Annotated in this window: 16 protein-coding genes and 2 pseudogenes; 12 read left to right on the top strand and 6 right to left on the bottom strand. The window is 70.7% G+C overall.

The window, feature by feature from the left end:
- Positions 1–421: 421 nt before the first annotated feature.
- The 7 genes and pseudogenes from ACZ51D_RS36925 (at position 422) to ACZ51D_RS36895 (ending at position 7168) form a co-directional block, all read left to right on the top strand.
- Positions 422–2257, top strand: coding sequence for a glycoside hydrolase family 15 protein (locus ACZ51D_RS36925; protein WP_465626685.1), 1836 nt, complete (start codon positions 422–424; stop codon positions 2255–2257).
- A gap of 240 nt (positions 2258–2497) precedes the next feature.
- Positions 2498–3049, top strand: a complete 552-nt coding sequence (locus ACZ51D_RS36920; RefSeq protein ID WP_465626687.1) for a YceI family protein — start codon at positions 2498–2500, stop codon at positions 3047–3049.
- Positions 3050–3328: 279 nt separating this feature from the next.
- Positions 3329–3949, top strand: a pseudogene (locus ACZ51D_RS36915) (SDR family NAD(P)-dependent oxidoreductase); the annotation flags it as partial.
- Between the two features lie 523 nt (positions 3950–4472).
- The gene (locus ACZ51D_RS36910; RefSeq protein ID WP_465664737.1) at positions 4473–4766 is read left to right on the top strand and encodes an ester cyclase; all 294 of its coding nucleotides are present in this window, start codon (positions 4473–4475) and stop codon (positions 4764–4766) included.
- 40 nt (positions 4767–4806) lie between these two features.
- Complete coding sequence (locus ACZ51D_RS36905) at positions 4807–5463, top strand: NADPH-dependent F420 reductase (RefSeq protein WP_465664722.1); 657 nt, start codon at positions 4807–4809, stop codon at positions 5461–5463.
- A 311-nt stretch (positions 5464–5774) separates the two neighbouring features.
- On the top strand, positions 5775–6203 hold the full coding sequence (locus ACZ51D_RS36900) for a nitroreductase family deazaflavin-dependent oxidoreductase (RefSeq protein ID WP_465664721.1): 429 nt from the start codon (positions 5775–5777) through the stop codon (positions 6201–6203).
- 41 nt (positions 6204–6244) lie between these two features.
- Positions 6245–7168 carry an NADP-dependent oxidoreductase gene (locus ACZ51D_RS36895; RefSeq protein WP_465664720.1) on the top strand — a complete coding sequence of 308 codons (924 nt, stop codon included), beginning with the start codon at positions 6245–6247 and terminating at the stop codon, positions 7166–7168.
- A 103-nt stretch (positions 7169–7271) separates the two neighbouring features.
- Here the strand turns inward: ACZ51D_RS36895 and ACZ51D_RS36890 are convergent, their stop codons facing one another.
- Together ACZ51D_RS36890 and ACZ51D_RS36885 are read right to left on the bottom strand one after the other, a co-directional pair.
- Entirely contained in the window at positions 7272–7643 is a 372-nt protein-coding gene (locus tag ACZ51D_RS36890; protein WP_465664719.1) for a nuclear transport factor 2 family protein, read from the bottom strand.
- 147 nt (positions 7644–7790) lie between these two features.
- Positions 7791–8477, bottom strand: coding sequence for an alpha/beta fold hydrolase (locus tag ACZ51D_RS36885; protein ID WP_465625080.1), 687 nt, complete (start codon positions 8475–8477; stop codon positions 7791–7793).
- A 240-nt stretch (positions 8478–8717) separates the two neighbouring features.
- On the opposite strand from ACZ51D_RS36885, the gene ACZ51D_RS36880 reads away from it, so the two are divergent.
- Entirely contained in the window at positions 8718–9662 is a 945-nt protein-coding gene (locus ACZ51D_RS36880) for a DUF5996 family protein (RefSeq protein ID WP_465664718.1), read from the top strand.
- Between the two features lie 5 nt (positions 9663–9667).
- Here ACZ51D_RS36880 and ACZ51D_RS36875 read toward each other — a convergent pair whose 3' ends face one another.
- On the bottom strand, positions 9668–10027 hold the full coding sequence (locus ACZ51D_RS36875) for a UBP-type zinc finger domain-containing protein (protein WP_465625084.1): 360 nt from the start codon (positions 10025–10027) through the stop codon (positions 9668–9670).
- Positions 10028–10257: 230 nt separating this feature from the next.
- Between ACZ51D_RS36875 and ACZ51D_RS36870 the strand changes: the two genes are divergently transcribed.
- Both ACZ51D_RS36870 and ACZ51D_RS36865 read left to right on the top strand, forming a co-directional pair.
- A complete protein-coding gene (locus tag ACZ51D_RS36870; RefSeq protein WP_465664717.1) occupies positions 10258–11166 on the top strand; it encodes an NAD(+)/NADH kinase in 909 nt (302 codons plus the stop codon).
- Positions 11167–11178: 12 nt separating this feature from the next.
- Positions 11179–12134, top strand: a pseudogene (locus ACZ51D_RS36865) (GlxA family transcriptional regulator).
- A gap of 250 nt (positions 12135–12384) precedes the next feature.
- Here the strand turns inward: ACZ51D_RS36865 and ACZ51D_RS36860 are convergent.
- From ACZ51D_RS36860 to ACZ51D_RS36850, 3 genes are all read right to left on the bottom strand, one after another.
- A complete protein-coding gene (locus ACZ51D_RS36860) occupies positions 12385–13104 on the bottom strand; it encodes an alpha/beta hydrolase (protein ID WP_465625088.1) in 720 nt (239 codons plus the stop codon).
- Between the two features lie 189 nt (positions 13105–13293).
- Positions 13294–13671 (bottom strand): hypothetical protein, encoded by a 378-nt coding sequence (locus ACZ51D_RS36855; RefSeq protein ID WP_465664716.1) that lies wholly within the window; start codon positions 13669–13671, stop codon positions 13294–13296.
- Positions 13672–13704: 33 nt separating this feature from the next.
- Positions 13705–13989, bottom strand: a complete 285-nt coding sequence (locus tag ACZ51D_RS36850; protein WP_465664715.1) for an MBL fold metallo-hydrolase — start codon at positions 13987–13989, stop codon at positions 13705–13707.
- A gap of 214 nt (positions 13990–14203) precedes the next feature.
- On the opposite strand from ACZ51D_RS36850, the gene ACZ51D_RS36845 reads away from it, so the two are divergent.
- Together ACZ51D_RS36845 and ACZ51D_RS36840 are read left to right on the top strand one after the other, a co-directional pair.
- Positions 14204–14803: a DNA-3-methyladenine glycosylase I gene (locus tag ACZ51D_RS36845; protein WP_465664714.1), complete on the top strand. Its 600-nt coding sequence runs from the start codon at positions 14204–14206 to the stop codon at positions 14801–14803.
- Positions 14804–15636: 833 nt separating this feature from the next.
- The gene (locus tag ACZ51D_RS36840) at positions 15637–17775 is read left to right on the top strand and encodes a SpoIIE family protein phosphatase (RefSeq protein ID WP_465625094.1); all 2139 of its coding nucleotides are present in this window, start codon (positions 15637–15639) and stop codon (positions 17773–17775) included.
- Positions 17776–17790 lie beyond the last annotated feature (15 nt).

The following is a 17790-nucleotide window of genomic DNA, read 5'->3' as shown; positions in this document are numbered from 1 at the left end:
TCGCGCCGATCACGATGCCGGACGAATGGTGACCGCCCGCGACCGGCTCCACCGCGCACCCCCGTTCTCGACCGGCGCAGCACCGGACCCGCCGTCCGCTCCTGCGGCGCTGGCCCTGACGCCCACCTACCGCGCCAGCCGCGGCTCCTTGGCGTGGATGCGGCGCGATGGGTCGCGCCGCTGGTGAGCGCGCCCAGGTGCACGGCTCGGCGTGGCTGCAGGTGAGCGGCAGGGAGGTGTCGATCGACCGCTCGGCGGCAGCCTCCGCACCCACCTCGGGAAGTGCCGGCGGATCGCCTGAAGCGAGTCGGCTGCCGAGTCCTGCCCGCGCGGCTCCGCCGGGGCCGCGCCTCGGGTGGCGATCTAGCATGAAAAGCAAGGCTCATCTCCAGGCCCGCGCCGCAGCGGCAGGGAGGCCGGCATGGCGTTCGACACGACTGGTTTCGAACAGGCGGGCAGCTGCCGCTACACACCGATCTCCGAACACGGCCTGATCGGCGATCTTCGTACCACCGCCCTGGTCGGCACGGACGGCACCATCGACTGGTACTGCTGCCCGCGCTTCGACGCGCCCAGTGTGTTCGGGTCCATCCTCGACGCCGACCGGGGCGGGTCGTTCGAGTTGGCCGCCGATGTCACGACCCGCACCAGGCAGTTCTACTTCCCCGACACGAACGTGCTGATCACGCGGTTCTTCGCCGCAGACGGCGTGGCGGAGATCCAGGACTTCATGCCCGTGGTCGACGAGGCGCGCGAGACAGCGCGGCACCGGCTGATCCGGCGGGTGCTCTGCGTCCGCGGAACCCTCCCCTTCAGAGCGCGCATCGCCCCGCGCTTCGGCTACGGCGCCGAAGCCCACACCACACACCTCGAAGGCAACGAGGCGGTCTTCCGCTCCCCGTCCCTGACGCTCGCCCTGACCGCCACCGCACCCCTGAAGAGCGACGGCCTGGACGTGTGGTCGCACTTCAAGCTCCTCGAGGGCGAGTCCCACGTCTTCGCCCTCGACCAGATCGGCGACGACGTGGCCCCGCGATCCTGTCCGCGCGCCGAGGCACAGGAGCAGGCCGAGGCGACCGTCCGGTTCTGGCGTCACTGGCTGGCCGGCTCGCGCTACCAGGGGCGGTGGCGGGAAATGGTGAACCGCTCCGCCCTGGTCCTCAAGCTGCTCACCTACGCGCCGACCGGGGCGATCGTCGCCGCACCGACTACCAGCCTGCCGGAGCGGATCGGCGGCGAGCGCAACTGGGACTACCGTTACGTCTGGGTCCGGGACGCCGCCTTCTGCGTCTACGCCATGCTGCGGCTGGGGTTCACCTCGGAGGCCGAGGCGTTCATGGGGTTCCTCGACGAGCGCGGCATCATGCGCGGCACCGGTGCGACCGGCCCGCTGCAGCTCATGTATGGCATCGACGGGCGCAGCGAGCTGCCCGAGTACGAGCTGCCGCACCTGGAGGGCTACCTCGGCTCCGCGCCGGTCCGGGTCGGCAACGCCGCCACCGGCCAGCTCCAGCTGGATATCTACGGAGCTCTGATCGACTCCGTCTACCTGTACGACAAGTGGGGTCAGCCGATCAGCAGCGACCGCTGGGACGAGGTCGGCGCGGTCGCGGACTGGCTCTGCGAGCACTGGGACCAGCCCGACGAGGGAATCTGGGAGACCCGCGCGGGCCGCAGGGACTTCGTCTACTCGCGGCTGATGTGCTGGGTGGCGCTGGAGCGGGCGATACGGATGGCGAACCGCCGCGGCCTGCCGGCCGACCTGCCCCGCTGGCGGCAGTCCCGTGACGCGATCTACCGGCAGATCATGCAGCGCGGCTGGTCGGCCCGGCGAGGCGCGTTCGTCCAGACCCTGGACAACGACGAGCTGGACGCCTCGCTGCTGATGATGCCGATGACCAAGTTCGTCTCGCCCACCGACCCCAAGTGGCTCTCCACCCTGGACGGCCTCACCACCGACCTGGTCTCCGACTCGCTGGTCTACCGCTACAACCCGACCACCAGCCCCGACGGCCTGCACGGCCCCGAGGGCACCTTCTCGATCTGCTCCTTCTGGTACGTGGAGGCGCTGGCCCGCGCCGGCCGACTGGAGGAGGCCCGGCTCGCCTTCGAGAAGATGCTCACCTACGCCAACCACCTCGGTCTGTTCGCGGAGGAGATCGGCCCGACCGGTGAACAGCTCGGCAACTTCCCCCAGGCCTTCACCCACCTCTCACTGATCAGCGCCGCCTTCAACCTCGACCGTGCGCTCGGCTGACACGGCACCGCCGCCCGGACGGCGGGCCCACGCACTACCGCGGGTCACCGGCCGGGGTTGGCGGTGGCGCCGAACGCGTCGGCAGTGGCAAGCCGACGGCCCGAGATCGCTGGACGGGGGCGCACTCTGCAGCCGCCCCGTGCGTCGGGCCGGTCCGGGAAGCGGTCGCGCCCTAGCGTGAGTCCGGAACAATCCGGGCGAACCGTCGCCTGGATCCCGTCTTACGGAGGCATCTCAGCCATGACCGTCACCGGCTCCGAGCTCACTGGGGACTACGTCCTCGACCCCGCCCACACCAGGATCGGATTCGTCGCCCGCCACGCCATGGTGACCAAGGTCCGCGGCGCGTTCCACCAGTTCGAGGGCACCGCCCACCTGGACGGCACCGACCCGGCCCGCTCCAGTGCCCAGGTGGTGATCAAGGCCGAGAGCATCGACACCGGCGTCGAACAGCGCGACCAGCACCTGCGCACCAACGACTTCCTGGATGCCCCCAACTTTCCCGACATCACCTTCCGCACCACCGCGGTCGAGCCCCGCGCCGACTCCGAGTACCGCGTCACCGGCGACCTCACGATCAAGGACACGACCCTCCCGGTCACCATCGACTTCGAGTACACCGGCAACGCCGTCGACCCCTACGGCAACCTGCGGGTCGGCCTGGAAGGATCGGTGACCATCTCCCGCAAGGAGTTCGGCGTGACCTGGAACGCGGCCCTGGAAGGCGGCGGCGTCCTGGTCGGCGACAAGGTCGTCCTGGAATTCGACATCTCCGCGATCAAGCAGGGCTAGCAGCCCGGGGCCGACCATCGCACCCGGCCGAGGGCGACACGCACAGGAAGCGACCGGGCGGCGGGGACCGGCGGCTGCCGATCAAATCCGTCGAGCGCCAGGTGCTGGCGAAGCTGCTGAACATCTGTTGTCGGAGCGGAACTCATGAGGAGAGCCAGGTCGGACGACGCGTGCACGGGCTTGGCTTGTCCCGAGTCGGACGACTTCCCTGTGCCGGCTGGTCGCCGAGGTGGGCAGCCCGGGTGCCGACGAGTTCGGCAGTGAGAGGAGCGCTGAGCAGTGTCCACCGCATCTACTGAGACTGTCGGGAGCCGTCGGGTTGCGGTCGTGACCGGCGGCGCCGGGGCGATCGGCGGCGCGATCGCCGCGCGGCTCGCAGCCGAGCACACCGTGGTCGTGCTCGACCGCACGGGCGACGTCTCGGTCGATCCAGGTGATCCGGACGATGTGCGCCGGGCCGCGCGGGTGGTGCTGGACCGCTACGGCAGGTGCGATGTTCTGGTCCACTCGGCCGCCATGGCCGCCTTCGGGCCGTTCGAGGATTTCGAACTCGACCTGTGGCGTCAGGTCCAGGCGGTGAACGTCGAGTCGGCACTGCTGCTCACCCAGGCGTTCGCGCCGGGAATGCGCGCGAACGGCTTCGGCAGGGTGGTCTTCATCGTGTCCAACACGTTCTGGCGTCCCGCGGGCGCGCACATGCTCGCGTACGTGGCGTCCAAGGGGGCGCTGATCGGCATGACCCACAGCCTCGCCGCCGGGCTCGGCAGCCACGGAATCGCCGTCACGGCTGTTGCCCCAGGACTGACTCGCACGCCGGCTACCGGCGTGGTGCCGACGGAGGAGTTCGAGGAGGTCGCGGCGCACCAGGCGCTGCCCCGCCCGCTCACCCCCGACGACACCGCATCCGTGGTGGCGATGCTCGTCGGCGACGACGCCGCCGCGCTGACGGGCCAGACACTGACCCGTCGACGGCGGCCTGGTGATGAACTAGGAGCGCAGCCGGCGGGATCCTCACCATTGGACTCCCGCGTGCGAGATCGCCGGCCCCGACGGGTACGCGGAAGGTGTCGGGTTCGGTGCGTCGGCGCTGGTCTCATCTTGCGTGGCCAGCAGCCGGCCGCACGACGACCAGATTGTCGAGCACTTTCAGGTTCTCGATACCTACCGCGCCCCCGGTCGCGATCGGCGCCGTCCCCAAGGGCGCCAACGCCTTCCGGCACGTCCTCGGCGTCGAGGAATCGGCGAGCGGCCCGGTCCCCAGGAAGGTCGGCCCCGCCTTCGGCAGGGCCGCCGGACGGCCTGTCTCGCGCGAGGAGTCCCGGGCCATGGTCCGCCGCCCACCTCGACGGCGGCGTGATCACCACCGGGAAGCCCGAGGACGTCGACGTGGTCGGCGAGGAGTACCCGCAAGACTTCCGGCTGGATACCCGACGGCCGCGACGCGTTCGCCAGTGCGCTCGCGATCAGCTGCGGGGCGATGCCCGACGGGCGGGCCCTGCAGACGTACATGGTCGCCGGGTACGACCGGCCCGCCTTCCAGAGCGTATGGGGCGGCACTATCGCCGGGAGCGGCCGGGCGGCCGACTTCACCACGCCCGACTTCTTCCGGGTCAAGGACGGGCTGATCGTCGAGCACGGGGAGTCGGTCGACTGGGTGAGGGCATATCAGGCACTCGAGCTGCTGCCCGACGACATCCGGGATATCTGGGACATCTGAGTTAGAACTGACTCAACGTCAACCGAGAGGAAGGCCGGAGATGACCACCGCAATCGTAGGCGTCGGCTACATCGGGCGTGTCGTGGCCCGGCACCTGGTGGCCGGGGGTGAAAGCGTCGTCCTGGCGGGGAAGGGCGCCTCGCGCGCAGAGGCGCTCGCGGACGAGCTCGGGCCGCTCGCACGTGCCGCCTCCGTGCAGGACGCGATCACGGGCGCGGACACCGTCGTGTTCGCGGTCTGGCTGGATGCCATGAGGGAGCTGATCCCGCAGGTTCGACCGCTGCTCGAAGGGAAGGTCGTCATCGACCCGTCGAACCCGGTCGCGTTCGACGAGAAGGGCCAGATCGTGCGGTCGCTGCCTGACGGGCAATCGGCCGGGTCAGTGGTCGCCGCCCTGCTGCCCGGAGGCGCCCACTACGTGAAAGCGTTCGGCACCCTCACCGCGGAGGTGCTCGCCGCGAACGCGAACCGCGCGCCGCGGCGTGCGGCGCTCTTCTACGCCACCGACGACGAGAACGGCGCGGCGACGGCCGGACGGCTGATCCGCGCGGCCGGGTTCGACCCCGTGAAGGCCGGCGGCCTGGCCGCCACCGCCCGCATCGAGGCGCCGGGAGGCGACCTGGACCAGTTCGGGTTCAACGGCGAGGTCGTCGACCTCGACCAGGCGCGCGCCGCTGTCGACTCCACCCACCCGTGAATCCAGACACGAAGGCGGCTCGCCCAGGTGCGGCAGCTGCCGGCCAGGCGTGAGCTCGAACTCGGCGACAGCAGCAACCCCGGGCCCTCGCCCGGACGCTTTCGATCACAAGCCGAGTCGGGCGACGGCATGGCGGCGTCGTCGCCGATGGGACCGGACCGGTCGAGGCGCGGCGCGGGACCCGGGTTCGCCAGGGGCGTCGGTTCCGCCGGATGCTGGAGAAGGCCCGGGTGGGCTACGTCCCGACCGCTGTGTCCCTGCAGCTCATCCTCCCAGCGCATGGCCCGGATTGTGGACGACAGGAGTCCGACATGAGCGAAGCAGTCGACTGGAACGCAAAGACCATCGCAGAGTTCCGAGCAAACGAGGGCAGGGTCGGCGGGGTCTTCGAGGGCGCTCCGCTGGTCCTCGTCCATCACCGCGGCCGCAAGAGCGGCCGGGAGCACGTCACCCCGATGATGTACCTCCCGCACGACACCGAGCCGGACATCGTCTACGTCTTCGCAACCAAGAGCGGAGCACCCACCAACCCGGACTGGTATCGCAACCTGATCGCCGCCGGTGAGGGCACCATCGAACGCGGAACCGCGACCTACCGGGTGACCGTCCGCGAACTTGTCGGCGCCGAACGCGACCGCATCTACGCCGAGCAGGCACGGCGGTACCCCGGCTTTGCCGAGTACGCACGCCAGACCGCCGGAATCCGCATCATTCCCGTGCTCGAACTCCGGCGGGCGTAGCCAGAGCCCTGCCGGCTTCAGCAGGTCGAAGGAGAGAGATCATGCCCAGGGCGGTCAGGTACGACGAGTTCGGTGGGATCGACGTGCTGCGGGTCGACGAGGTGGAACGCCCGGTGCCCGGGGACGGGCAGGTCCTCGTACGCGTGAAAGCGGCCGGCATCAACCCCAGTGAGGCGGTCATCCGAACGGGGGCGGTGGCACAGACGTTCCCGTCGACGTTCCCGTCCGGACAGGGCAGCGACCTCGCCGGGGTCATCGAAGAGGTCGGAGCCGGGGCGGCCGGGCTCTCGCCCGGCGACGAGGTGATCGGCTTCAGCAACAAGCGGGCCTCCCAGGCCGAGCTGGTCCTGGTCGAGGCCGGTGACCTCACGCCCAAGCCGGAGAAGGTCTCATGGGAGGTGGCCGGCAGCCTGTACGTCGTCGGCGTCACCGCATGGGGTGCGGTCCACGCCGTCCAGCCCGAGGAGGGCGAGACCGTCGTCATCTCCGGAGCCGCCGGTGGAGTCGGCTCGCTCGCCGTCCAGCTCGCCCGCCGCACCGGGGCCACGGTCATCGGCCTGGCGAGCGAGAGCAACCACGACTGGCTGAGAAGCCACGACGTGATCCCGGTCGCGTACGGTGACGGCGTCGCGGACCGCATCAGGACCGCCGCGCCCGGCGGCGTGGACGCCTTCATCGACACCTTCGGCGACGGGTACGTCGAGTTGGCCCTCGCCCTCGGCGTCGCGACCGATCGGATCGACACCATCGCCGATTTCGCGGCCGCCGAGCGGCACGGGGTGAAGACCGACGGAGGGATCGCGGCCGGGCCGGGCGCCAAGGTGCTCGCCGAGCTTGCCGGCCTGATCGCCGACGGACGTCTCGAGGTGCCGATCGCAAACGTCTACCCGCTGGCGCAGGTCCGCGAGGCCTACCCCGAGCTCGAACGCCGCCACACCCACGGCAAGATCGTCCTCAGGCCCTGATACTCGTCGTTCGGCCCACGGCCCAGGGGTGACGGGCTCGGGCTCACACGGTGGCAGGCGGGCGGCCGGGACTTCGCTTGGCCGGTCCTGGCCAGACCGCGCGCTAGGTCGGTTGGCTGCTCCCGCCGACGAAGGTGTAGAGCTCGATGATGACACCGTCCTTGCAGCGGGCGATGTCCATGCCGGCCACGGCGGGCGGCTGGCCGGCGGGGCCGTAATGGAAGGCGAGGTGTCCGAGGTCGTCGTTGACGGAGACGGGGCCGTCGGGCCGCATGACCCAGTCCGGGGACTGCGCGAGCAGCTCTGCGGCGCGGCGGGCGAGCGCCTCGCGGCTTCGGTGTACGCGGTCGGGTTCGTGCCACACGACGTCCTTGGCGTAGGTCACCGCGATGGCCGCGTTGCGGCGCTCGGCATCCGGTTCATTGAAGACGTCGAGAAGGTTGCGGCGCATCAGGTCCGCGACGGTGGTGTTCATGGGCGGCCCTTCGGTCACGCGACCCGTGCACAGGCGCCTCCCGACCCGGATCGTGGTCGACAGGCGCAGCGTTACGGTGGAGCAGCCCAGCGCACCGGATGACGCCGAAGGGCGGCAGACCGCGCGGGGGCTGCTGCGGCGCCGGCTCTATGCCTCAAGGGTCTTCGCGGCGTCGCGGATGACGTCGAGGACGAAGTCGGGGTGCGAGAGCATGGGCACGTGGCTGCTGTCGACGGCGTGGGTCTTCGCGCCCATCCGCTCGGCGGCGGCCCGCTCCAGATCCGGGTTCACGGTGCGGTCGTTGTTCGCGACGACGTACCAACTCGGCTTCGTGCGCCAAGCGGTGCCGGGGACCTGCTGGGTGAACAGGTCGGGGACCGGCACGGCGCCCGTCGCGAGGACGAGCTTCTGCTCAGCTGCTGGCAGATCGCCGCAGAAGTCGCCGACGCCGGACTCGAGGAGCCAGATCCGGCCGTCGGCGATGTCGATGTGGTCGAAGACGGGCGTGCGCGCGAACTTGTCCTGCTGGTCCTGTGAGGTCTCGTCCTCGTCGGGGGCGAGTGCGGCGAGGTAGACCAGGGCGCCCACGCGGTCGTGGGTGCCGGCCTTGGTGATGAGGGTGCCGCCGTAGGAGTGGCCGACGAGCACGACGGGGCCGGGCACGTGGTCGATGGAGCGGGTGACGCATTCGACGTCGCCCGCGAGCGAGTCGAGGCCGTGCTGCGAGGCGGACACCTCGTGCCCTTCGGCCTGGAGCGCGGGGATGAGCTTGCTGAAGCACGACCCGTCGGCCCAGAGTCCGTGGGCGAAGACGATGCTGGCCTTGCCGGTCATGATTTCCTCTTCTCGCAGGCATCAAGCGACGGCAGCAGAACTACACACGGCGTCCACACTATTACTCTCAGCGGTGAGCCGCGACCGCCTCTCGATCCAGGACCGCCCCCGAAGCCTGCGACGCAGCCACCGACCTCTGCGACCAGCTCGCCCTGTCGGCCGCTGGGTCCGGCCACCGCTGCGCGTCCGGACCACCGTGGTCATCATGGAACTGCGGCCGACGGGCAGGAGGGCTACTCGATGGAGCTGTTCCCACCGATGCCGCTCGCCGAGTGGCGGGACACGAAGGAGACGCTGCACCGCTTCACGCAGGTGGTGGGCAAGATCCGCCTGGCGGCGAGCGTGCGGCGCAACCACTGGTGGAACGTCCCGTTCCACCTCACCGGGCGTGGGATCACCACCCGGCCCATGGGACAGGTCGACGGCAACCCGATCTTCACCATCGACTTCGACTTCGTCGACCACCGGCTGGTCGTCGCGACGGCGGACGGCAGGACGGAGTCCTTCCCGCTCCTCGGCCAGTCCGTGGCCTCGTTCTACCGGCAGACCTTGGAGGCGCTGGCGGCGCTGGGTATCCGGGTGGAGATCCAGGTCCCCCAGCCCTACCGGCTGGCCGACTCCGCCCGGCCGTTCGCCGAGGACTTCGAGCACTCGACGTACGATCCCGCCTGGGCGAATCGCTACTGGCAGGTGCTGGGCCAGGTCGGGCTGGTGCTGGAGGAGTTCGCGGCGCGCTTCTCGGGCAAGGTCAGCCCCGTCCACCTCTTCTGGCACTCGCTCGACATCGCCCACACCCGGTTCTCCGGACGCGTCGTCGACCAGCCACCGCAGGTGGACCCGGTGACCCGCGAGGCGTACTCCCGGGAGCTGATCAGCTTCGGGTTCTGGTTCGGGGACGCCGACCTGGGCGAACCGGCCTTCTACTCCTACACCACTCCCGAGCCCGCCCATCTGGCCGAAGACCCGCTCAGGCCCGCATCGGCCCGGTGGATCGTGCTCAACGACAGCCACCTGGCGGTACTGCGCTACGCCGCGGCCCGTACGGAGGCCGATCCGAGAGCGACCGTACTCGCCTTCTACGAGAGCGCGTACCAGGCCGGAGCCGTCCGCTCCGGCTGGGACGTCGACTACCTCGCTTGCCCGGGTGGAGTCACGGACCCGCGTCTGCCGGCTCCGCCGCTCTGAGCGCCTCAGTGCAGGTGCAGCTGCCAGTCGGCAGGGACCTTGCCTCGCGGGCCGGGCGTCGGCTGCGAGGCCGGGTGCGCGGCGGGCGGTGCCAGTTCCGGTCCCTCGTAGTACTGCTCGGTCTCGACGTTCCACAACCACGCCTCACCGGGCTCGAAGCTGGCCAGGAACGGGTGCCCCGCCTCTCGGGCATGCCTCGTGCCGTGTTGCGAGGGTGATGAGTCGCAGCAGCCGATGTGCCCGCACGCGGCGCATCGCCGCAGGTGGAACCACCACCCCGGCCCGTCTCCCGCCAGGCACTCCACACACCCGTCTCCGCTCGGCTGCGCGGAGGGATCAATCCCCCGGATTGGGCTGTCAGTCATCGGACACGCCTCCCGATCACGGCTCGGCCGGTCGCCGGTTCGGCACACCGACACCGAAGCCATGGCACTGTCTGTCCCAATCCCAACCAGCCGGCTCGCACAGAGATTCCGTGACGAGCAGCAGCGGGCGGTCCGTCGTACCCGATCGAGCCGTGCCGACGGGAGGCGATGCGGCCCGGCGTGATCACGATGGGCCCGGCGGTGACCTTGAAGGTGGCGACCGGCTGTGCGTGACTGGAGGGAGCAACAGTGGCCTGGCCGACATCGAGGTGCCCCGGATGGGATTCATCGGCACGGTGGGGCTGGTACTCCACCCCGAGCGCACCTGCGCGCCCACCGTGGAGGCCGTGGTCGGCTGGAGCCGGGCCCGGGGGACGAAGGTGCTGGGGCTGGCGGCGGAGGTGGCCCGGATCGGCTGCAAGGCCATTCCGGTCGAAGCCGAGGAGATGACCACGAGCGCCGACCTGCTGATCAGCCTCGGCGGGGACGGCACCATGCTGCGCGCCATGCGGCTCGCGACCGGGGGCCATGCGCCCGTCCTGGGCGTCAACGTCGGACGCCTGGGTTTCCTCGCCGAGGTCGACATACCGGAACTCCCTGCCGCACTGGATGCCATCGACGCCCACCGTTTCACCGTGGAAGTCCGCTCCGGCGTCCATGCCCGCTTCGGGGCAGCCCAGGAGACGGCACTCAATGACGTCGTGCTCCTGCGCAGCCCGGGACACAAGTCCGCGGCGGTCGCCGTACGGGTCCTGGGCGAGCCCTTCGTGGCCTACACCGCCGACGCGGTCGTCGTCGCCACGCCGACCGGCTCCACCGCGTACAGCTTCTCCGCCGGCGGCCCCATCGTCTCCCCCAACGCGGAGGGACTGCTGATCACCCCCGTGGCTCCACATGCCGCGTTCAACCGCTCCGTGTTCCTCTCCAGCGGCGAGCGGCTCGACCTGGAAGTCCTGCCGAACAGCGGCGACCTCGCCATCGAGGCCGACGGCCTCCTGGTCGGCCACGTCTCACCGGGCGATGTCGTCGAGGTGACCATGCTGCCCGCCGCCGCACGCGTCGTGCGACTCGGCCACACCACGTTCTACCAGCGGGCCCAGCGCAAGCTCCGGCTCACCGGCTCGGCGGAACACGGCTGACTCTCCGGTCCCATGGGCGGCAACCACCACGTGCTCGTGGTGGCGCTCGAGAACGTCCTCGCACTCGACATCGGGATTCCGTTGCAGGTCTTCGGGAGCTGGCCGGACGGGCCGTACTCGCTGACGGTGTGCACGGAACGGCCCGGGCTGGTCCCGATGCACGGCGGCCCGGTGTTGTCCGTCGCCGACGGGTTGGAGGCCCTTGAGACCGCGGACACCGTCATAGTCCCGGGGTACTTGGAGCCAGACCCGCCTTCGGTTGCGGTCACCGCCGCGCTCGCGGGGGCGGCGGCCCGCGGCAGCCGAATGGTGTCCACCTGCTTGGGGGCGTTCGCCCTCGCCGCCGCCGGCCTGCTCGACGGCCGCCGGGCTACCACGCACTGGCGGTACGCCGCAGCGCTGGCCAGGCAGTACCCGCACGTGACGGTGCAGCCGGAGGCGCTGTACGTCGATGAAGGCAAGGTGCTGACCTCGGGCGGCGTCGCCGCGGGCCTCGACCTGTCTCTGCATCTCATCCGTCGCGATCACGGCGCCCGTCTGGCGAACCAGCGGGCCCGCCTGCTGGTCACCGCCCACACCGCATCGGCGGTCAGGCCCAGTTCGCCGACCTGCCGGTGGCCCCGGACGCCTCCGACGGACCGGCGCCGGTGTACGAGTGGGCCCTGCACCACCTGCACCAGCCGCTCACCGTCGACCAGTTGGCGCGCCAGGCCGGCATGTCCCGCCGCACGCTCATCCGTCGCTTCCACGCCGACACCGGCCGGCCGCCCATGCGTTGGCTGCTCGACGCAAGGCTCGGCCTCGCACGGGAGCTCCTGGAATCGAGCGACCTGACGGTCGAAGCTGTCGCACGGCGCTGCGGCCTCGGCACGCCGGCCAACTTCCGGACCCTCTTCAAAGCACACGTCGGGGTACCACCGCGCACCTACCGCGAGACGTTCAACCCCGCCGTTTCGAAGAGCCGTTGAGCCTCGGCTCCCGATAGACCGTCGCAAGTCGCGAACGCGCCTCTCCGCACCAGGCAACCGGACAGCCCGCACTTTCGCATGGCAGGTCCGCACCGACACGGCGACGGGCCTCGAAGGCCTGCGCGCGTCTGTCGGCTGTGCCGGTGGTGCCGGGTCGAACGGGGGCCTACACGGCGAGGGCCGGGTTCACGCGCAGCGGGACGAGCGCGGTGCTCCAGGCGATGACCGCCGTTGTCGGCGAGGGAGCTGCTCAGGACGCGTTGTTGGCCTGAGGGTGGAGCTGTTCGGCGATCCAGGATGCCGCGAGCGTCGTCCACGTGGCGGCATCGCCGGCACCCTGGGCGAGACCGAGACTGTGCGGGCCGTGGGCGAAGACATGCACGGCGTGCGGTACCTCGTGCGCGGCCAGTGCCGAGGCGAGCCGGTAGGTGTGCTCCGGCGGGACGTAGCTGTCTTCGGCGGTGTGCCAGAGAAAGAAGGGCGGAGACGCCGTGGTCACCAGCGCGTCGAGCGATGTCGCGCGGCGCAGGTGCGGTGCGGGGTTCTCCCCGAGCAGGATCAACCGCGCGGGTCGGTAGGTCTCGGTCTCCATCGATGTGATCGCGTAGCCAAGGACGGCGAACTGGACGGACTCACGTTGATCGTCGCCGGGTGCGAGTGCGGCCAGGCCCGCAAGATGCCCGCCGGCCGAGAAGCCGATCACCCCGATGCGATCCGCCCCCTGTGCGCGCCTGCGGAGGATCTCGGCCCTCAGAGCCAGGAGGGGTTCGGGGTGCCGCACGTGGAGCGGGTACCGGAAGACGCTCGCCGACAGGCCCAGTGCGGAGAGCCACGCAACGATCGGCTCCGCCTCGTGTGGGGCATGCGACGCGTAGCCCCCGCCCGGCAGGACGATCAGATATGTCGTCGTGGGGTGCACCCGCTCGGCGCGTCCGCGAGACGCTGGTGCCGTCTCGAATCGATTGCTCATGCCAACCTCCGCCCTTGCTCACGGACGCACGCCGCAAGCGGCCCTCTCCACAAGGCTGTCCTAACGTCATCGCCACACCGAGTTCCTCGATATCACGCGAACAGGTGTGGGGTGCAGTCGTGTGGCAGCTCCCGGCCCGGCACTCCGGATGGCACCGCCGACCTGCCGCGTGGTACGGGACGATCGCTGCTAGAACCAGCCGCCCCCAGCGGCGGCGATGGGGTCGGCCCCCGGCTCGCGCAGGGCGTAGATCGTCTTCGCACCGACCCACAGGAGGGTCCTGCCGTAGGGGAGGTCGGAGTGGCGGTCGACCATCGTGTTGAAGAACTCGGTCCCGGAGGAGCACTCCTCCAGCGCCGCCTCGGCGTCGTCGAGATACCGGCGGGTCTCGGCGATGACGCGGGTGGCATCGTCGTCGAGGTCCTTGTTCTTGTGGCCGGCGACGATGTACCGAGGCGCGAGGGCCTCGACGGTGCTGATGGCGTTGCGCCAGGCGTCCAGGCCGCCTCCGGCCGACTCGCAGATGTACATGTGGGCGCCGTTGTAGAGCGCGTCGCCGGCGACCACGAGTCCGAGGCCGGGGACGTGCAGGACGCTGGTCTACTCGGTGTCGGTGTGGCCGACCTCGACGAGGTTCAGATCGTGCCCTTCGAGGGGGAGGGTGTTGTCCGGGACGGTGACCGCAGTCACCGGGGCGTCGGGGATTTGCCCTGGCCAGAGCTTGTCCCAGGCGAACGGCCGGGCCTCCACGTTGCCGTGCATGACGGCGATGGTGCCTGCGGTGGCCACGACCGGCGCGACGAACCGCTTCGCTCTCTCTTCGGCGCCGGTCGCCGAACCTGGGGGCCCGGGCGCGGGAATCCTCTCGACCTCGACCGTGATCATCAGGCACAGCGGGACGCCGACCCGCCAAACGCACCCGATTCACGCGCCCGCGGACGCGTGGTGACGTCGGCTGCTGACGACTGCACGGGATGACGTGGCTTGCGTTTCGTCGGAGGGTGTTCGTGGACGGGCACGGTCGGAACTGGGTCCCGTTGCGGAGAGCAGAGTCGGCGGGGGTTGGCATCAGGCGCAGGGCAAGAGGCTGGAGGGCCGGATGAGCAGCGACGTGATCATTGGATACGACGGGGAGCCGCGCTGCGCGTGGGCGGGCGCCGAGGACACCGCGCTGAGCCGATACCACGACGAGGTGTGGGGGACCCGCACTCGTGACGAGTCAGCGATGTTCGAAGCGCTCACCCTCGGCGTTTTCCAGGCCGGGCTCAGTTGGAAGGTCGTATTCAACAAGCGGGACGCGTTCCGTAAAGCGTTCCGGGGCTTCGACGTCGCAGAGGTCGCAGCGATGACGGACGCCGATGTCGACCATCTGGTGGACGACGCCTCGATCATCCGCAACCGCAGCAAGATCGAGGCCACCATCAGCAATGCGCACGTCATTCTGTTCGCTTCGCCGAGCCTGCTGGTGCTCGCGAAGTCCTATGAGAGGACCCGCAAGCGGGCTCCCCGGTCCTACGCCGAGCTGCCTACATCGACGTCGCAGGCGGAGGACCTCGCCAGGCAGTTGAAGGCCCAGGGGTACCGCTTCGTCGGCCCGACGAGCGTGTACGCGTTCATGCAGAACGTGGGTGTGATCAACGACCATCTCCACGGCTGCTTCCGCGCAGCTGACTACCAACCCGCGCATCGGAGCGAGTGAAAGCCTGCCTCCGTCAAGAGCGACGGCCACGCGGCCGACGCCAGTGGGGCAGGAGGCCCGAGACGGCATCCGTGGCGCTCGGGCGCAGGTCGACCCCGGTAGTAGCCCCGCTCGTCGAGTTGGCGACCGTGAGGAGCGAGAGTGTGGCCAAGGGGACGCCCACCGGGCCGAAGTAGGTGCCGAGCAGCTTCGTGGCGAACGCCGCGGCACCCACCAGCAGAGTCAGCGCAAGTGCCAGGGGCAGCAGGGGTGCGGGCACCGCGCCCAGGACAGGGCCGACCAGCGCTGCAGCCAACGCCGGCAGCGACGCGAAGCCAGCTATCAGGGCGAAGCGGTGCCGCAGGGCAGAGGCGGGGCTGTTGCCGACCGAGGGCCACGGGGGTCTGGGGGCTTGCCCGCGGCCCAACCACTCGGTCGATCAGCCCTGACGTGCCTTGAACCGCGGGTCCCGCCTGTTCATGCAGATGGAGCTCGTGGGCGGCGGCTTGGCTCGTTGGCGTCGCCCCTGCGCACGCGAGGCGCCGCAGGGTCGGATGGTGAGCTCCCTACGCCCGCGGGGCCGTGCAGAGCGCTCCGCCTGGCGGCCGTTGTGCGGTCGCCGACGGGGACAGAATGTAGCGGGCGGTGTCCGCAAGCGGCTGCGGGAGAAGCCGAGATCACGCCCGTCATTGATGAGGGAAATCGTGCACCTGCTGGCGGGCGGGGCTGCCTGAGCTGTCCAGCGGGCCTGCGCGGAGAGACGATAGAGGGCACCGAGACGGAAGGCGAGGTCGAGCGACGGGGCCGGATCGGACGAGGCCGCCAGTATCGGGCGGGCGGAAGGAAGGCCGGGAATGAGCGCCTCCGATGCGGGCCAGCCCCTGGTCGGCAGGGTGCGGGCTGCGGCGTCCGAGCCCGGTGGCCTGCTGGACCTGCTGGGTGTGGCCGCATCGGTGTTGGACGCGGATGGGCGGGTCGTCCTGTGGAGCCCGCAGGCTCAGGATCTCTTCGGCTGGAGGGCCGAGGAGGCGCTTGGCCGGTACGCGGCCAAGCTGCTGGTCGCCGAAGAGAACCGGGGTCTGATTCTCGAGCTGTTCGCCGAGGTGATGGGTGGCGGCGGGCGTTGGGCGGGGGTGTTCCCGGTGCGGCACAAGGACGGCAGCACCCGGCTGGTGGAGTTCCGCAACATGCGGTTGCAGGACGAGCGCGGCCGCCTCTATGCCTTGGGGATCGCCACCGACGAGGCCACGCTACGTGGCGTCGAGCGCGATCTGGCCCTGTCGGCGCGGCTGGTGGCCCAGTCCCCGATCGGGGTGGCGGTGCTGGACACCGACTTGAGGTACGTCCTGGTCAACCCGACACTGGAGCGCATCAACGGCCTGCCGGCCGAGCAGCACCTCGGTCGCGATGTCCGCGACGCGCTGCCGTTCCTCGACACCGGGGTCGTCGAGTCCGCGATGCGCCGGGTACTGGCAAGCGGGAAGCCGCTGGTGGATCAGTTGACGGTCGGCCGCACGCGTGCCGATCCGGACAGCGACCACGCCTGGCGAGCGTCGTACTTCCGGCTGGAGGACTCAGCCGGGCGGGTGATGGGCCTGGCCGTCTCGGTGGTGGACGTCACCGAGCAGCACCGCGCGGCCGCCGAGGCCGCCCGCGCCCGCCAGAGACTGGCACTGATCGCCCAGGCGTCCATAAGGATCGGCACCACCCTCGACCTCGGCCGGACCGCCCAGGAACTGGCCGACTTCGTCATTCCCGATCTCGCCGACGTCGCCGCGGTCGACGTTCTCGACTCGGTCCTGTGCGGACGCCCGCCCGCACACGGGCCGGTCGCGGGGCCGGTGACCCTGCGGGCCCTGGCCGTGGCGGCGGCCTACCCCTCCGACGCCTTGCGCGCCGCCGATCCGGTCGGGGAGATCGCCAAGTACGACGCCGACCGCCTGGTCACCCGGTGCGTGACCACCGGCCGTCCAGTGCTCGTGGCCCGCGTGACGGGCGAGGACCTGCCTGGCATCGCCCGAGACGGCGAGGCCGCGGCCGTGCTGGCCCGAGCAGGCCTGCACTCCTACCTGGCGGTGCCGCTGATCGCCCGCGGCGAAGTGCTCGGCGCCCTGGACCTCAAGCGCGTGCACGATCCGCTGCCGTTCGGCGAGGACGACATCGTGCTGGCCGAGGAGCTTGCCGCCCGCGCCGCCGTGTGCATCGACAACGCCCGCTGGTACCAGAGTCAACGCAACACGGCACTGACCCTGCAGCGCCACCTGCTGCCGCACGTGCCCACGCGGCCCGTCGGTCTCCAGGTCGCCTCCCGGTACCAGCCCGCGGGACGCGCCGCGCTGGCCGGCGGCGACTGGTTCGACGCCATCACGCTGGCCGGCGACAAGACCGCCCTGGTCGTCGGCGACGTGATGGGCCATGACATCAACGCCGCCGCCAGGATGGGCCAGCTGCGCACCGCCACCCGCACTCTGGCCGACCTCGACCTCGCCCCCGCTCAGGTGCTGCACCACCTCGACCGCGTCACCGTCGAACTCGACGAGACCACCGCCACCTGCGTCTATGCCGTCTACGACCCGCACCACAGGCGGTGCCGCATCGCGCTGGCCGGCCATCCGCCCCCCGTGCTGGACCGCCCCGGGCGGGCCCCGGTGCTGCTGGAGCTGCCCCCGGGCGCGCCGCTGGGCGTCGGAGGCGTCCCGTTCCAGTCCGCCTGCGTGGAGCTGGCGCCCGGTGACCGGCTGCTGCTGTACACCGATGGCCTGGTGGAGACCCGTGACCAGGCCATCGACACGCGCCTCGATGCCCTCATCGGCCTGCTCCGCGGGCCCAGGCTCCCGCTGGAAGCAACCTGCGACCGTCTGCTGACCGCCCTGCGGCGGGCGGACGACGACGATGACGACGTGGCCCTGCTCATCGCCGAGGTCGACTCGGCGCCGGGTCCAGTCGGATCAGGGTCTGCCGCTCCGGTCGCACCGAAGGCGTTCGGCGTGTGATTCGGCGTGTGAGCG

The sequence above is a fragment of the Kitasatospora sp. NPDC033851 genome (genome assembly GCF_055576085.1).
The sequence above is the reverse complement of the archived record's forward strand: the minus strand, read 5'-3'. Positions and strand labels throughout refer to the sequence as shown.

Coding starts and splice junctions, on each gene's coding strand:
- ACZ51D_RS36920 (WP_465626687.1), top strand. CDS start 2,498: ATGACCGTCACCGGCTCCGAGCTCACTGGGGACTACGTCCTCGACCCC.
- ACZ51D_RS36895 (WP_465664720.1), top strand. CDS start 6,245: ATGCCCAGGGCGGTCAGGTACGACGAGTTCGGTGGGATCGACGTGCTG.
- ACZ51D_RS36850 (WP_465664715.1), bottom strand. CDS start 13,989: ATGATCACGGTCGAGGTCGAGAGGATTCCCGCGCCCGGGCCCCCAGGT.
- ACZ51D_RS36880 (WP_465664718.1), top strand. CDS start 8,718: ATGGAGCTGTTCCCACCGATGCCGCTCGCCGAGTGGCGGGACACGAAG.
- ACZ51D_RS36875 (WP_465625084.1), bottom strand. CDS start 10,027: ATGACTGACAGCCCAATCCGGGGGATTGATCCCTCCGCGCAGCCGAGC.
- ACZ51D_RS36925 (WP_465626685.1), top strand. CDS start 422: ATGGCGTTCGACACGACTGGTTTCGAACAGGCGGGCAGCTGCCGCTAC.
- ACZ51D_RS36900 (WP_465664721.1), top strand. CDS start 5,775: ATGAGCGAAGCAGTCGACTGGAACGCAAAGACCATCGCAGAGTTCCGA.
- ACZ51D_RS36845 (WP_465664714.1), top strand. CDS start 14,204: ATGAGCAGCGACGTGATCATTGGATACGACGGGGAGCCGCGCTGCGCG.
- ACZ51D_RS36860 (WP_465625088.1), bottom strand. CDS start 13,104: ATGAGCAATCGATTCGAGACGGCACCAGCGTCTCGCGGACGCGCCGAG.
- ACZ51D_RS36890 (WP_465664719.1), bottom strand. CDS start 7,643: ATGAACACCACCGTCGCGGACCTGATGCGCCGCAACCTTCTCGACGTC.
- ACZ51D_RS36840 (WP_465625094.1), top strand. CDS start 15,637: ATGAGCGCCTCCGATGCGGGCCAGCCCCTGGTCGGCAGGGTGCGGGCT.
- ACZ51D_RS36885 (WP_465625080.1), bottom strand. CDS start 8,477: ATGACCGGCAAGGCCAGCATCGTCTTCGCCCACGGACTCTGGGCCGAC.
- ACZ51D_RS36905 (WP_465664722.1), top strand. CDS start 4,807: ATGACCACCGCAATCGTAGGCGTCGGCTACATCGGGCGTGTCGTGGCC.